Origin of the sequence: Blautia sp. 1033sp1_1033st1_G9_1033SCRN_220408, assembly GCF_040929965.1 — a bacterium.
Classification (GTDB): Bacteria; Bacillota; Clostridia; order Lachnospirales; family Lachnospiraceae; genus Blautia_A; species Blautia_A ammoniilytica.
This window is the reverse complement of sequence record NZ_JBFKZO010000027.1, coordinates 21,934-38,675: the sequence shown is the minus strand read 5'-3', so window position 1 is coordinate 38,675 and position 16,742 is coordinate 21,934. Positions and strand designations below refer to the sequence as shown.

10 protein-coding genes are annotated in these 16,742 nt (G+C 38.3%); all 10 read right to left on the bottom strand.

All coding sequences use genetic code 11. The annotated features are described in order from the left end of the window. Positions 1–148: 148 nt before the first annotated feature. Entirely contained in the window at positions 149–5,371 is a 5,223-nt protein-coding gene (locus AB5916_RS15550) for a protein kinase (protein WP_368191695.1), read from the bottom strand. A gap of 4 nt (positions 5,372–5,375) precedes the next feature. Beyond that, positions 5,376–6,200, bottom strand: a complete 825-nt coding sequence (locus AB5916_RS15545; protein ID WP_368191693.1) for a PP2C family serine/threonine-protein phosphatase — start codon at positions 6,198–6,200, stop codon at positions 5,376–5,378. Beyond that, positions 6,187–6,924, bottom strand: a complete 738-nt coding sequence (locus AB5916_RS15540; protein ID WP_368191692.1) for a hypothetical protein — start codon at positions 6,922–6,924, stop codon at positions 6,187–6,189. Before AB5916_RS15540 ends, AB5916_RS15545 begins: the two co-directional genes overlap by 14 nt. Continuing rightward, positions 6,902–8,698, bottom strand: coding sequence for a DUF1617 family protein (locus AB5916_RS15535; RefSeq protein ID WP_368191690.1), 1,797 nt, complete (start codon positions 8,696–8,698; stop codon positions 6,902–6,904). The genes AB5916_RS15540 and AB5916_RS15535 overlap by 23 nt, the downstream gene beginning before the upstream one ends. A gap of 1,385 nt (positions 8,699–10,083) precedes the next feature. Then, complete coding sequence (locus AB5916_RS15530) at positions 10,084–10,614, bottom strand: hypothetical protein (protein ID WP_368191688.1); 531 nt, start codon at positions 10,612–10,614, stop codon at positions 10,084–10,086. A gap of 182 nt (positions 10,615–10,796) precedes the next feature. After that, complete coding sequence (locus AB5916_RS15525) at positions 10,797–11,090, bottom strand: hypothetical protein (protein ID WP_368191687.1); 294 nt, start codon at positions 11,088–11,090, stop codon at positions 10,797–10,799. Positions 11,091–11,335: 245 nt separating this feature from the next. Further along, positions 11,336–13,306, bottom strand: a complete 1,971-nt coding sequence (locus tag AB5916_RS15520) for an ATP-dependent helicase (protein WP_368191685.1) — start codon at positions 13,304–13,306, stop codon at positions 11,336–11,338. Positions 13,307–13,679: 373 nt separating this feature from the next. After that, positions 13,680–14,159: an RRXRR domain-containing protein gene (locus AB5916_RS15515; RefSeq protein WP_368191683.1), complete on the bottom strand. Its 480-nt coding sequence runs from the start codon at positions 14,157–14,159 to the stop codon at positions 13,680–13,682. Positions 14,160–14,377: 218 nt separating this feature from the next. Beyond that, on the bottom strand, positions 14,378–15,997 hold the full coding sequence (locus tag AB5916_RS15510) for an Ig domain-containing protein (RefSeq protein WP_368191681.1): 1,620 nt from the start codon (positions 15,995–15,997) through the stop codon (positions 14,378–14,380). Between the two features lie 72 nt (positions 15,998–16,069). Beyond that, positions 16,070–16,573, bottom strand: coding sequence for a hypothetical protein (locus tag AB5916_RS15505; RefSeq protein ID WP_368191679.1), 504 nt, complete (start codon positions 16,571–16,573; stop codon positions 16,070–16,072). Positions 16,574–16,742: the final 169 nt, after the last annotated feature.

The window sequence follows — 16,742 nt, the reverse complement described above, 5'->3', positions numbered from 1 at the left end:
CGCCGGGGGTAGCCTGTACATCTACGGGGCGGATGGTCGCAGCCATCCCTGAAAAGGTCACCCGGTTAGGCAGGAAAAGAAAGCCGTGAGGCTGAAGCCCCCGCTTCTAAGCATTAGCGTAGGCGGTGGGTATGTTCACATGCTATTGCTATATTTCGTCTGTTTTTGCGCCATAAGTTTTCAAATTACTTATGTCTTCTGGATCCAAGTCTGATAATTGGTTCAATTTCTGAACTCTGGAATTTTTTATTTTTAATCCAGAAATATAGTTTATGGTTTTAAAGCATGTTAAAGGTTTTGGTGCTTTAACAAATGAATTCTTTGACAATTTCCATAATTTTATTGTTCCATCATACGATGTAGTGATAAAAATTTCTTGAAACGGCACAAATGTTACGGATGAAATATATTTGTTTTGATGTCCATTATATTTTTTGTAAATAGCAAATTGCAGGCGCTGTTTTATTGACCTTAAGAAGTTCTCACTGTCATCAATAAGATAATATACTGTTATTTGGAATCTATGAAATCCCTGGTATTTATTATATAAATGATAATTTAATATTTGTCGTAATGATATAGGTAAGTGAATTTTATCTATATCAGGAATATTATAAATGTTAAATAAATGTTTCTGCGTTTGATTATCATATATTCTAATAGTAGGAAATGCATCATTTGATACAACAGCCAAAAACTCAGCATCATCACTTAAGAATAATCTAGCAGCAGAATATCCATTTGTCAAACTAAATAAATTATACTCTTGTGTGTTTTTGTTCAATTTATATACTTGTCCACCTGTTAATGCAAGGTAATTTGAATTTTTGGATGAAATACATACCGCATTTCCAGAAAGAGCTGCTGTGCGATTTTCTTCAATTTCAGAATACTTTGTTTTTTCTAAATTAATTTTTACTTTAGGAAGTTCAGTTTCATTAATTACATCATACATTCCGATTATTTTATTATGAGGATATGTAGAATATATTATTGTGTTACCAGATAATGATGTTATTATAGGTTCGACCCATATTTGAGGAGACGAAAAGCTAAGCTTTTTCAATGTTCTGTAATAGGTATCATATTTATAAAAACATTTATCATCAGCTTCGATAATCAAAAAACTTCCATTTTCCACAAAATGTAAATTTTCAATTTTTTTGCAAGGAATAATTATTTTGTTTATAAAATCTAAACCTTTATTATAATGATAAATATCTAAAATATTGTTTAAGTGAGCAATAGCCAATAATTTACAATTATCTTCATAAGAAACATGTACAATGTCCGAAATAGATATATTATTGGATAATATACCTGATTTAAAATCAAAAATAAGAACTTCCTTGTTACTACACATAAGGATTTCATGTGTTGAACTAATATAATAAGAACAAAGAATTCTCTTATCACTGCTGTGCTGCAAATCGTAAATAAATTCTTTTTGGTTTATATTGCGTATTTTTATATAACCGCTGGTGTCACTTGTAGCTAAATATAACTGGTTTTCTTTTGAGTATACGGAAATGCAGGATATCGCAGACATGTGATCCTTTTTATAAAAATGAAATGATTTTGAAAAAGGGTTTGAAATATAATCTAGGTTATAAACATGTACACCTCCATTTCTATCCCCAACAACAAAGCAGTTAATAAACAAGTACTTTACAAACATAGCCACCTGGTTTAGTTCATTATTATTAGTATTATACTCTCTTTTTAATGGAGCTTTCCATATGGAATCGTATAGTCTATTTTCTAAAGACAGTATATACAATTTTACAAAAGACCCATATAGTGTAACTGCAAGAGAAGTCCCATCAGGACTAAAAGAAATACCACTTATTCTTTCATACGGATCGTCTTCGTCACAAATAGAAAGTACTTTCGTAAAAGTGTTAACATTCCAAATTTCAATACTTTTTTTTGAAAAAATATTATAATACTTAGAGGTAACATATGCTATATATTTACTGTCTGGAGAAAAAGAAATTGTATTACAATTTGATATGAATGGATTATATGCATGTCCAAGACAGCCCAGTATTTCAAAAGAATTTGCACTTATTATTTGGATTTTTTTTCGCTTATAAAAAACGGCTAAAACATTTCCGGAAGGCGAAAATATTGCATTTAACGAATGATATTGTCTGAGAACCTCATACGTATTAATATCAATTATTTCTGTTAATTTACCAGTAGATACTGCAAGGTAATTTTCATTCAAAGAAATATTAGTAATAGAATTATGATATTTCTTTATTGTCTTCAAACATTTTGACGTCTTGACATGCCATATTTTGAGAGCTCCATCCTGTCCTCCGGTATAAAGAAGAAGCCCATTCAGAGAAAAAGCCATAACTTGTATTCCGCCAATATGAACCGTTTCAAATAATGTATCATGACTTATTGCACTTCCAGTAAAATCACAATTAGACAAATTCATACCATTTAAAGAACAATTTCTTAAATCAAAATAAGAGAAATCCATTCCAGCCAAAGAACCATGGGATTCAAAAAAAATTCTTATTAAGTTCCATACTCCATATTCTTCTGAATAGTTACTGAAGAAAATATTTTTGTATAAATTTAAAATATTTTTAAGCAAGGAACAATTTTGTTTTATGTCGTTATCTCCTAAATTGTTTGTATGTTCATGTAAAACTTCGCCAATATATTGAATTACATTATTTTCCAAAATATCCTTATCTATAGACCTAAGTGTAACAAAAATATTATTTGAATTGTTTTTGGCAATATATAAAGCCATTTTCATATCAGTAATGATTTTCATCGCAGCGAAAAAGTCCCTGATATGCTGATGAATGAAGCTGTAGCTTTGGTTATTGGCATATAAAATACCTAACGAATATACACAGTATTTGGCAATTACGGATGCGTAATTTTCACCCAAAGGTCCCTTTAAAGCAAGCAGCTGTCTGGCATAGGTTTGTGTATTTGGATCTGGGTCCTCACCCTTCAGATATTCCTTAAAGTATTTTCTTCCATAAATGCCGCAGACATCAGTTTCGTTATCTCCTTTCAGGACAGCATCAATGACCTGCTGGAAGGTTGGAAGATCAATTGCATACAGATCGTTTTTCTCCATATACCATCCAAGTTCCGGCAGCAGGAAATCCAGAATAAACCACTGCATTTTTTCATCAAGGGAATTGGAACCATACCCATCTCCTGCCTTTTGATGGTCCTGCTTGATTTCTGCAATCCGGTTGCGGGCAGTATACATAGTACTGCGTTCGCTGAAAAATGCGTAAAGAATCTCACCAGGGGTAGAAATGTCTGCCGTGTTATACAGTTCTCCATAAAGCTTCAGGAAAAGCGGGATCTTTAACGTTTTCATAAGCCGGCTGTTTTCACTGACCTGTTCGGAGGAAATCTTGCAGCTGTACAAATATTCTTTGATAACTTCGTCGCTGACACCGGTTAAATAAAGGCGTTCAAAGGAATCATCCAGATCACTCAAAGTTTCATCCGCCCGGCTGGTGATAATGACCGTAATATTCTTATGTTTTTCCAGCAGCTCTTTTATTTCTTCTACAATGAGTTCTGACGGGGAGCCAAGAAAATCTTTTTCTTTTGTAGAAAGCTGTTTTTTAGAAACCTCGTTTAATCCGTCCAGCAGTAAAAGGTACTGCGTATGATCTTCATCCATGTTCAGAAGCATGTCAATGTTATCCGTAATGGAAGTGTCCTGTTTATCCATAATCTGTGCCATTTCTTTTGGACTTTCCGAAAGAAGCTGCTGCTTTTGAACAGACGCAAGCAACATATAGAGATATCTCTGGATAAAGGTTGAATGGGAAGCATAATAGGCATTACAATAATCTATAGGTGCTTTGGACAATTCAATGAACAGAGGAATAACGGTCTTTCCATTTTTTACTGTATATGAGCCTTTGTTTTTATATTCATCTTGCATAATAGAATTTAAAGCAGTTGTCTTTCCAATTCCGCCTTCTCCGATCAGGTACATATTGTGGAGATTTTCCGTATCCTTCAGAACATCGGATAGACGTTTTGGTTTTGAGGCATCGTCTGTGCCTTCTGAAACGCGGATTGGAAAATCTGTCATATGGGAAGAATGGGAAGATAATGGCATAATCTTCTCATCAATTTTCAGTTCCGCAAACCTGCTTCCAGTCTTACGGCTTTCTTCGTACCAGAGTTTTCCAGCATACCATACAGTTTCTGGCTGAAAAATGCGACTTGTCCTCTGCTGATTGTGAAAACTACCTGCTCCGCCGTGGAAACTGCGTGGTGGCAGAGGAATATCTGGTCTAAAAGACTGTGACAAAGGATTCCTGGGTTTATAGGTGTCTCTGGTGGATCTAGGCTGATAGTCGGTATTTTTTTTCAGCTGGCATAGATCACTTTTGAAAGCTTCTGCGTTCTGGTAACGCAGCGATGGCTCATATTCGCACGCATTCTGTAGAATCATTTTTAGTCCTTCCGGAACAGCCGTTTTCAGTGTTGGAAGTTTTTTATCTGTGCGTATTCTTTCTTCATAATGGCTGCTCATCGGCTTGGTATCTGCTAATTCATAAAGAACCAGACCTAATGAATAAATATCGCAGCGGTGATCAACATTTTTTCCATTTTCCTGTTCCGGGGACCAGTAAGCGGGTGTTCCTTCCCGGAAATACTGACGGTTATCTTCTTCCCTTGCGATTCCCAAATCACCAAGGCAGTAATTATTATGATCCAGGAAAATGTTTTGAGGTTTGATATCTTGATGGATAATGTTGTTCTTATGCATCACAATGAGAGCATCGCAAAGATCGATACCGATGGCAAGGATTGTTGCAAGGTCTTCAGGCTGTTTTTTCTGAAGTCCCTGGTTTTGTAATTTATAAGTAGACAGTTCATTCGCCAGGCATTTTACGAGTGGCATCTGAAATGCATAGTCTACCCCAACCCGGTTGAAACGGCTGCATTTCCATGGCAGGATGTCAGATTTTGCAGTAAAAAAGATAAGATTGACCGGGTGGCTGCCAGAATCCGCGCTCTGGATACTGTTTACGCTCCTTAATATTGCATCGTTTCCTATTTCTCGGAAAAAATTCATACAGATATCAAATCTGGTGGAGGCCATTTTATGCAGGGCAGCCATTTCATCATCCAGGTTTTCACTACCGCATTTTTTAGTTATACCGCAGAATAGCTTTACTGCATGATCGCCTGTTTTATAAACGATTGTTTTTCCGCCGGATCCGGTTCCAATTTCTGTGATCGTATCCTGATTGGAAAAATTTTTCACAGCTTCCTGTTTGGATTCCAGTATGGCTGCTTTTTCATCATCATCAAAGTCATTTAATGAATAACTGTAGTTTACTGTTCTATCTAACATATTATTATTCCTCGTGTTTGTTCGAATATAGTTTCACTTGTACCGCCGAAAGATCATCCTGGGAACCGGATCTGCGGGCAGTACAGATGAGTGAGGTAACAATAGCGTCATCTACACAGCCACGTACAATAGACTGTATTTCGTTATTATTGCATATAGAAGAAATCCCGTCTGTCATTAAAAATATCATATCCTCCTGTTTTAATGGAAGCCATGCAGTTTCTAGCGGATGAAAAGAGTAACCGTATGCATCCATCCCAACAAAACCGGTTAATTTATTCTGGTCTGCTTTGTATTGCGGATCTGTTTTGGAATAAATGCCTTTTTTTACACACAGGGCAGCTTTGGACTGGTCTTCTGTTATCTGAAAAAGAAGATGATCCCGGTATAAATATCCCCTGGAATCACCGGACCAGAGAAACTTTATTTTTTCACCCTGTCGGTCCAGGACGCAGACCACTGCAGTTGTACCAAGCATATTATAAGAGCTTCGTATAATTCTGTTATTGGCTGTTTGAAATGCATCAGAAACCATACAGGATACCTGTTTCGGTGAAAGCATATCATTTAATTTCATATGTACGTTGTAGAATTCTTCTGCTGCGCAAAGGGAAGCGTATTCTCCATAGGGACCGCCACCCATCCCGTCAAACACTGCAAACAGGCTGTACCGGCATCTGTTAGGGGCTGTAAAGCAAAAAGTATCATTTACTGCCCGGCAGTTTTTTTTATAATAGGAACCTATCAGGAAATTATCCTCATTAGTTTCACGTCCGGTGCCCTTTTGCGTCTCACCGGAAGCGGAAAAAGAAATTTTATAATCTGGCATATAGAAAAATTTGTCCTCCAAAAATAAATAGGTATTTGTCATCATAAATAAACCGGTATGTCCTGTCTGGTTTTAACGCTGAATTGCTTTCAAAAGGAACTATTTCGTTGTCGTCATTAACCAGGCAGAATTTTTCCTGGGCTTCTTCCGAAACACACAGACGGTAATTTTTTTCCCCTTTGATAAGGTAAAAAGTGAGAAAATCGTAAGGAACATTTTCCAGGATCAGGTCAGACTCTAAAATATTGCTGCAGATTTTTAATTGGTTGTAACATTCCCAATCTTTGAAATCCCCGTTTTGGAAACAGTTGTATTTATCATGAAATGCTTCTTCCATATTGTAAGGCTCCCATTTATAAGCTTCAGGATAAGAAAACATGAATGCCGCCGGAAAGACCTCATCTGGGTTGTTTTCATTTCTCTGCATGAAAGAGAACACATTTACTATATTTCCAGTTAAGCTGATAGGAAAAGTTTCCTCTGAAATATTATGGTTATTAAACTGGGCAGGCAGTTCATTCAGTTCCTCTGAATAATATAGGTTATTATAATAAGCAGTAATTTTCCCCTGGTGTGCACTCATATTCTGGAATTCAGGGCCAACGCAGATATCTGGCTGATACTCAGGACTCCATTTTCCAAGGACATAATTCTCCCCTTCTTTAAACTCGGAATATGCATGATAAGAAAAGGATATTCCATCATAAATGTAAAGGTAACTCATATTGTATTTTGTCTCCTTTCACAAAACGCAGGCGTTCTTCTGGCAGCAGATACTTGCGGTATTTTTCTTTTTTCAAATTAACAGAAGTTTTATATACCAGGAAATCAAACATTACTTTTTCCGGATACCAGGCAAGCAGCTTTTTAGAGAGATGATAAGCAGCTGGACGTACAACCTTAAGTTTTTTCAGATATATGGTTGTTTTACGGATGTTTGTTTCTTTTTTTTCATCAGCTTTTTTTCCCTTTTTCTTAGCATTGTTTTTTTCTGCCTTTTCCGCTTTCTCTTTTCCGAGGACATGGATTACAAACAAATTCTGCCGTCCTTTTGTTTCAGGATCCGGTTTAGGAGTTATAACCGGTCCGTGAATGTCTGCAAGCTTTTCTTCCAAGTTTTTCCCTTCTATTTCGGTCAAATGCTTAAAGAAGAGAATATCGTAAGCTTTTGAAGGGTAGATTTCTTTTACTATGGAGATAGATTTAATCCATTCATATTTTTCTAATGATCTCAGCGCATTTATTATATCAACAAACCAAAGAAGTTGATTTTCATATTTGTATCCAGGAGGATTGTTGCCGGTGTCATCCTTTTGTTTACGGTTGTCGTAGAAAAACATAAGGGAGTTCAATGCTGCTGTAAATTCCTCTTTTGTTATGTCATAGTAATCCTGGTACTCACTGGTGAATCTGCTGGCAATAACATCCGCGCATACTTTACAGGCCGGGTCACTGGTGGCTTTTCGAATTACATTTTCTATAAAATTCCGGCCATATAAAGGAGGTTCCTGTGCTGAAGCAAGGAAGCTGTCGTTTATTTCTTTCATACTTTTATTCAGGATAAGTCCTAAGATAATGACGTCATTACGGCTGAAAACCCGCTCCATAGCTATTACTTTTTCTTCCTTTTTTTCTTCGTTTTTCTTTTTTTTCTTCTTTTTTACATTATCTGTATCTTCGTTATTATTGAGAACATCTGATTTTGCAAAATAAGCAGCGTATAATGTATTTATCAGGCTTTCACGCCATTCGTTGCTTTCATTGTTTCTCTCACTTTCTTTTTTCAATTCTGCCATTTGAGGGCATTTAAGCCGGCAGGAAGTTAATGTACTGATGGAATTTTGCAGTTGGTCGTCGGTATTTCCCCGGCAGGCATCATATTTTTTTATAAATCCATCAACTACAGATCCATACAGGGTACGGTAAGAAGAAAGAAGATCCGAAAGGTGCTTATTGAAATAAGAAATAAAATCATTAGAAACAAAATTATCATCACACTCTTTGAGTTTCATTAATTCGTCCAGCAAAGTTTTGGTTTTTTCCCTGCCAGTGCCGGCAATCTCTTCTCTTTTAACTTTTTTCAAAAGCTGGTCCAGTTCATCCGTGATTTCCTGGGATTTGGCGAATGAATAATTTTCGTGTTTCAGCAAAAAAATATAAACCAGGTCCTGCAGGGAGTTTTTGGCATTGGTGAGGTTATTACCACCAGTGCTTTTCAGATACAATTTATGCATTCCTGCACTTTCCAGCAGTTTATTTGTTTCTTCGATCGTGCATTTAGCCCAGAATGCCAATCTTATTACCTTGTTTCTGTCATTCGGAAGCGTTCCATTATACCAGCGGTTAACAGTTGAGCGGGTAAAGGCGCCAACGCCTGGATAACCATTTCCTATAATGCCTAGAGTTTTTTTCTTTAGCTCAAACTCTTCTATTGTTTTGTCCTGAAAATACAGTTCATAAACTGTTTTTTCTCTTGTAGAGCCTCTTTTTGCATCCATAGTAAACCGATTTGTGCCCAGTTCCCGGTCCACAAAAGTTTTCCGTTTTTTCGGATCTGGAATAGTAAAAATATCAGATATAATTCCCTTCATAATGGTTTTCTGCGGAGCATCAAGATTATTATCAGTTATATCTTCAAAGGCTTTTTTCCATCTTTGGGAAGTTTCCCAGCAGCTGGATAAAACTTCTTTACGGAACTCTTCTGGATAAAAGCACTTCTCCAGTCCAGCATTGGCGTTTTGAGTTGTGGTATTAAGTCTGTCCGGGACAGACGGTTTTCTGACGGCTATTTTTTTCTGAATAGTAAACGCCTCATAATACTTACAGGGTTCTTTTGTAACCATGCCATATTCCTCCTTAAACTCCACATATTAACTATAGAAAATTATAGCAGAAAAGTACCCTTTTGCAATGACCGTTTGTTGTGAAACCTGGGATTTATATAAAATTTGCCAAGTGTTTAAATGTGATTTAACAAAACAAATAAGGAGTTTCGATATGGTAAAGAAAATATTAGAATTGATTTTAAAGGAAAATGAAGAGCAGCCGTCCATGAAACAGTATTTTGTATGTATGCTGATTAGTCTGGCCGTTATAGGGTTGCTGATATATTTTTCGAGATAGTAATAAACAGGCAGGGTATACTATTTCGATCCTGCCTGTTTCCAAAAATTTATCCTGGCCGCGGAGAATCCCCCTCGTCTCTAAGCATTAGCGCAGGCGGTGGGTATGTTCACTGTACTCAAAGGATATTCAGTTCTGCATCTGTATTGTATACTACCGCTCCATCAAGCCAGCGATTTGGCTGGGAAAATGTGCCGATTTACCACAAATGGATGCTCTTTTTTTCATTCACTTGATAAGTGAAAAGCAGTATTCAGTTAAAATACAGTAACTATGTGACATTCAGCCACTTTCATGGCACAACTGTGAATAATTCAGACTAATATGTATTTCAGATAAAGATGAACGGAATTTTGGAGAAGCAAGCATGAAAAAGCCGCTTCGGAATAGGCGGTCACTAGAAAAAATTATGAATTGTTGTATCCTGATATTAGAAACAGAAAAAAATAGAAAGGAGGTACCACAGATGGGTTGGATGGTAGGCACAGGATTGTTTTTCAGCTTCCTGAACATCTGGAGTGGATGGAGATCCCTCCATTAAAATCTACACAATAATTGGAAAGGAGGTACCGCAGATGGGCTGGATGGTAGGTACAGGGCTGTTTTTCAGTTTCCTGAACATCTGGAGCGGATGGAGATCCCTCCACTAATCTAGAAATTTATAACTGAATATTGCAAAAAGAAGGAGAACCATTGTCCTGGTGGCACTCCTTTTTTTTCTAATTAAATGGAAGTTCTTTAGCAATTCTATCTGGAATATTCATGGACCCTTTCTCATAATTTGGATCTTTGATATAACCCTGTCCGGAATGGGCAGTTCCGCCTGGAACGAAATACCCGCCTGTAGGACTGCCGCATTCTTCCCCTGCCGGTCCGCCGTAAGACGGTGCTCCAGGCGCGGAAGGAGCCTGTCCATAGCCAGGAGCTGTACTATAAGAAGGCACTCCCGGGGCTGCTGGTGCATAAGGGTTTTCTGTCCTGTTATTTGCCACCTGGTTTGCAGCTGTTGTTCCATAAGACTGGCTCTATGGAGCCGGATTCGGGTAATTCTGTCCCTGGCAACCAGGCTGTCCGCTATAAGCACCAGCTGGTATCTGCTGTGTCCCGGCTTCCTGCCCATACACAGGTGCCTGCTGGCTGCCTGAAGGGTTTTATCTTCTTTTACATACTGGATGCGGCTCCATCCGTCTTTTTCGTCCAGCACATGTACTCTTGTACCCTGCTCCAGGACGGCTGTACCGCTGGTATTCTCTTCTGACAGTTCTTTCACGCTTGCTTTTGCTGCAACCACCTTAATATCTTCTATGGAAGCAATGCTGTCCGTGGCTTCTATGTTTCCGCTTCTGTCTGAATTTCTGTTTCCTTTTCTGTCTGTGCTTCTTCCTTAACTGCACTGGCTGCCTCTTCGGAAACGCCGGTTACACTTAGGCTTAAATCTTCTGCCGGCATAGTAGAGGAAACTTTTCCATCTGTTTAGGTTACTGCATAATCCGCATCGTCGGTACCCATGGCATCTTTAATTACGAAATCATCCGCTCCGCTGACAGTAACTTCTACCGAATCCCCTTCCTTATAAAGGAGTACGGTATACTGGTCATTGGAATACTGGTCTGCTACATGGTCCTGATCCATTTCATAAGTAATGCCTTCTGTTTTTGGAAGAAGCAGGATATAGTCACTGGAATCCTCTGCCATAACCGGTGCTGCGGCGGATAGGGATACTGCGGCCAGCATTTCTGCGAATAATTTGACATTTTTATTTTTCATTTTTTTAATAGATATCTTCTTCCGTCCAGGTTCCGGTCCGCTTCTTTTCAGATCTTACCTTATATCTGTTTGCCGCCCCATTAACAGCAGATTTAGTCAAATCTGAAAACTCTGGATGAAATAAAACTTCTGCACATCCACCATTTTTATTCTCCAGTTATCATTAATTTTGCTTCACCTTTAATATGTCATTTCCAGCAAAAGAGGATAAGAAAAGACCACCGGTTTGCCGGTAGCCTTACCTCTTATAAAAAACAATTTTTTCTCGGAGTCTTCACATGATCAGAAAAATATCCCAGTTCCTTCGGGCAGTCACAGACAGCCAGGACATCCGGATGATCAAGATGCATGGACAACTCTCTGCTTCCTTGATTCCCCGTGTAGAATTCCGAAAGGAAGATATGAAACCTTTCTTTTGCCCTGGTAATCGCAACATATAAGCATCTAAGGTCTTCCCTGTTATCAGGTTCACTTCCATCATAAGTACGCGGGAACAACCCCTGTATCGGGTCCATCAGGAACACTACATCGTATTCCAGTCCTTTTGCAGAATGGATCGTTGTGATATTTACCGAATCCGTTTCTTTTTCAGGATCTGCTGCATTGAGCACGATATCTTCCAGAAATTCATCCGTACTGATGTAGACTTCCGCCATCTCCATCAGAAGGCTCATGTCTTCTTTGCTTTTTTCCAGCTTCTCCAGAGCATCAATCTTATCCCTGTCTTTTTTCCGGCTGGAGCTGATTCCATTTTCCATCAATCCGTAGTAATAATTCTCCATCAGGTATTTGATCTGTTTTTTGGGAGGCATAAACCTGATTTCCGCAAAAATATCATAAAGAATATATAATGCATTGTAATACGGCTTACCCATATACAGCATCCCGTTTAATGCCTGTACTCCATTCTCAGCAACATCCAGGGCAATGTCTTTCGCTGCCTTTGGTCCAATTCCCGCAATCAGTTTCAGGATACGCGTCCATGCGATCATATCCTTGTCAGAAGTTCCTGCCCGCAGATAAGAGAGTATATTACGGATATGTTCCTTTTCCACGAACTTGATCCCTCCAAATTTTTTATAAGATATGCGCTGCTTGTTAAGTTCCGCTTCCAGAATATAAGAACTTCTTCCATACCGGATGATAACGGCCATATCTTTATAGCGGACACCTTTTTTATGATATCCATCTATATAAGAAATGATCTTTCGGGCCTCTTCACCCTGGTTTCCTGCTATAATAAAATCAGGTCTCTTTCCATGTTTTTGCCCAACCAGTTCTTTTTGAATCCCCTCCTCTGCATGGTCCATAACCCGGTTGCTGAGATCCAGTATCTCCTGTGTACTGCGGTAATTCTGTACGAGCACAATATCCTTGCAGTCCGGATACCGTTCCTTAAAGTCCAGGATATTTTCAATATGGGCTCCACGGAACCGGTAAATAGACTGGTTATCATCTCCTACTACTGCAATATTACGGTAATCCCTTGTTATCAGCTTCAGAAATTCATCCTGAATGATGTTGGTATCCTGATATTCATCCACCATGATATACTGGTATTTTTCATCCAGCCTCTTCCTGATATTTTCATTTTCTTTGAGAATACGCACTGTAAAGTAAAGAAGATCATCATAATCCATCATATTATATTTAGCTTTGTACTCCGCATATCTCTGTAAGATCTCATATACCTCATTCGTAAAGCCATTGACACAATCCGCACTACAGATAGTATTCCATAACGGACGTACATCATTGATTGCAGAGCCGTTGACGGCCAGGATCTCCCTGTCTTTTGGAAAGCTCTTTACATCAAATAAATTCTTTTTCAGCTTCCCCTTTATCTCCCCAGACAGTTCAGAAATGATATCCAGGCAATCACCACTGTCCAGTATCGTAAAAGAGCTGGTAAAACCAGCAAGGTCTGCATATCTCTTCAGAAAACGGTTACAGAATGAATGGAATGTACAGGCCGTGAAGTTTTTTGTCTTTTCGCTTCCAATATATTTCTGAACCCTCAGCTTCATTTCTCCTGCTGCCTTATTTGTAAAAGTGAGGAGCATGATATTATAAGAAGATATCCCTCTCTGCATCATATTTGCAACTCTGCTTACTAACGTTTTGGTTTTCCCGGTACCGGCTCCTGCTATGATACGAACAGGACCTTCGATTGTCTGTACAGCTTTCATCTGTTCAGTGTTCAGTTCTTCAAACATAGAATTCTCCTTATCATACAAAAAGCTTTTCTTTTAATATGTCATTTTTGGCATAATATAGCTGATTTTCATAAGGTTTTTCTGCGATAAGGATTTTTAATCACAAAAAGCCGCCGGATTCTTCCGGCGGCCTCTCGATGCATTGATGCCAAAGCTCTATTTTTTCTACAATGGACTGATTTTTTTTGTGTGTTTTTACTGAAGACTTCTGCCAATCCCTGCATTTTCAAAAGGACAGACGGTTTCTCTTATACTCATAAATAAGGCTCCTTTCATTACACTGATAAAAAATCATATCAGAATTATCGAAATAACGCGTAAAACCCCAGCCGACACAGTCGTCTGCGGGATATAAGTGCCAGTTTACGGAGGGCTAGTTCACATATACCAGACCTCTGTTTTTCTGTACAACCGTGCACCTGGATGCAGTAAAGTTCTTTTCCCCGCATCCGAGCATACGGAATGATGCTCCTCCTGACAGCCTGCCGCTTAAGATGTACTGTTTCCCTTCATGGAACACGGTCGCCCCTGGAAGGATGCGTCCCAGGATCCCGTCCATGGTGGTCCCCAGCTTCTTTGCCAGGTGCTTCCTGACGAGGCGTTCCCCTCTCCTGGAAGCCTGGCAGTGCTGTTTCTGTTTTGCCATCAGCTTTGGGATTTCCCGGTTCCTCGTCTCACAGCGTGCCAGGTACAGGCACCTGCCGTCCTGGCGGACAGCGGAGATGCCGATATTGGTCCTGCCCAGGTCAAACCCTGCAGTTAACAGCTGGCAGGCCTGCGTCTGCGGAACATAAGTCAGCCGGATGGTGAACGGCACGTTTGTGACCGGCACCGCCTGTCCGGATTTCAGCATCCGGCGCATCTATATCCGGAGCTTCAGGCTTGGAGTCACCTGAATGCAATCAATGCGTCACTGCTCTGCTCAGAACCTCTTTGCTGCCTCCGTCTTAGGGCTTTTCAGGCGCCAGCCCTCCAAGCCCCAGACCGACGAAGTCGCTCGGGGTTCATGACTAAGGCTGGCTACCGGTCATTTGCTCCAGGCGTTTCTCTGTTGATATTTTTCTTTTTTCATCACCATGCATGATCTGTATTATAATAACTCATCCGCAAAACTTTGTTGTTTCTTATAGTGACTACAAGATGGTATACACCTTTATCATATCCAAGGATACCTGTATGCATGACATTATTAATACTATCAGAACTCTTCTGCCAGCCTCTTTTCAAAAGCGTACTGTGTACAGCATTTTTACTCATTCCCACTTTAGCACCATATAGAGAAATTGATTTATCCATGGCATAGAAAGTCCACATACCTTTTTCTGTAATGTCTATCTGAGAACACCATATATAAGATGATCCATCTCCAGTTCTTCCGTTTTTTGTATAAAATACATCATGTGTATTTGAAATTCGTCTGTTTAAACCAAGCACAGCTGCTGCTTTGGGAGCCGTCATATTTGATACTTTTTCAATATCTATATATTTTTTCGATTTATTTTTTACAGTAACGGTACATGTAGCTTTTTTACCATTTGCTGTAGCTGTAATCTTACATGTTCCGGCTTTTTTTGCAGTAATTTTTCCCTTACTGTTTACAACAGCAATGGAGGAATTACTGGATTTCCATTTTACTTTTGTGGAAGCACCTGTAACCGTAGCTTTGAGGGTTGCTGTTTTTCCTTTATAAATTGTGAATTTAGCTTTATTTAATTTTATAGATGCTTTCGGTGCTTTGCTGGTCGTAAAAGAAACAGTATTACTGTACTTACTACAAAGATTATAATTTCCTTTTTTATAAAGTGCACGAACCTGACATTTGTACCGTTTTCCATATTTTAAACCAGATATCGTACCTCCCTCCGATGAAAAAGTCTTAGTTTTTGTTTGAGAACCATCAGAAAGGGAGTACTTTACCTCATATCCTGTAATATTGGTTTGTTCATTTAATAACCATTTTTTACTGGAACTCCAATTTAAAGAAACAGAATTCTTTGAAACCTTTGAATTATATAAATTTGGGACCTTAAATCCTACTGGTACTAACTCTTTATTTTTTGTCACATGAAAAACATCACCACTATCTATATTTCTCTTGACAATAAAAGATCCGTTCTGGTGACCAGACATTTTATTTATTTTTTCAGCAACCCACTTAGGAGCATCTGCTCCAAGTATACCGTCTGTTACTTTATATTTTTTTGGAGCTACTAAGTTCCACATCTTGGTTGAATAGGTCGTGCAATTATGCCAAATTGCATGGCTTAAATCGTGCTTATAATAACTTTCTTTTGGGCTGTTCTTAGCAATAAGATCTAATTGCTGCTGTGTAATATCAATTGAAATGGAAGCGTTATCTACATTTTTACATAATGTCATTTCCAAATTTATATAAATTCCTCCGCTTCCAATCGAAGTTATGCCTTCTCGCCAAATTGATACTGTGATCATTTCTTTTGCCGGGATTGGATAATCCAAAAAGTTCAATGTTGAGTTAGTTTTATTTTTTATGCTCAAAAATGTATGCCCAAAATCACCACCTGCTGAAGATCCTGTAATAGTGCTTTTCCCATAAGCGTGAAGAGTAAGCTGCGCTACGGTATTGTCTGCATAGACAGGATGTAACCAAAAGACTGACATTATTAAAATTGAAACGAAACAGCCAAAAATATGTTTTCCTATTTTTTTCATAGCTGGTCTCCTCCCTGGAAACAAAGAACCCTCTTTTAAAGAGAAACATTAATGATGAGCTTCTGAATAAAATTATATTGCAAACACAACCGGCGAAATCACTGTCTTGACTTTTCCTTTTGATACTTTTATATAAAAGGATGTATTGGAATAATAGGTACCAAAAGTGGTCCTCTTGTTACCTTTCATCAATATCTTAAGATTTTTGAACGCTTTACTGTGATAGCTGTAACGGTATGCTCTCATGTTACTTAAGCGTGACCAGGGTGCACTTTTATAATATTTTGTATTGCTGGTCAGTGTCGCCGTGTACGTTTTTCCATATGGTTTAATAATGTGATGGCCTACTTCTTCACTGTATGAAAATTTTGCATAGCGGTACTTTATTTTTGATCCTCGGACAGAGGTTACATTTACCCACTTATACCCATTTTTACCAGCACCATAAAAACTGCTGCTGGACTTGCCATAATTTAATCTCAAATTATTATAGGAATAATAAGAAGCTCCAAAAACATTTGTTGAAAATACTAATGTAAAAATCAATGCCAACAGTAAAAAAATTTTTCTCTTCATGATGATTTCTCCTTTCAAATCCTTATTATTTAGGTGTTTGCGAAACATCGCAAACCACATAAATACGGCATTCTTTCTCTCCTATTGCCTTTACTGTTTCATTTTCATCTAAAGATAGCAATGAACTACCACCCACATTTTTGAAGAAATGGAGGTGGTATCCGTACAG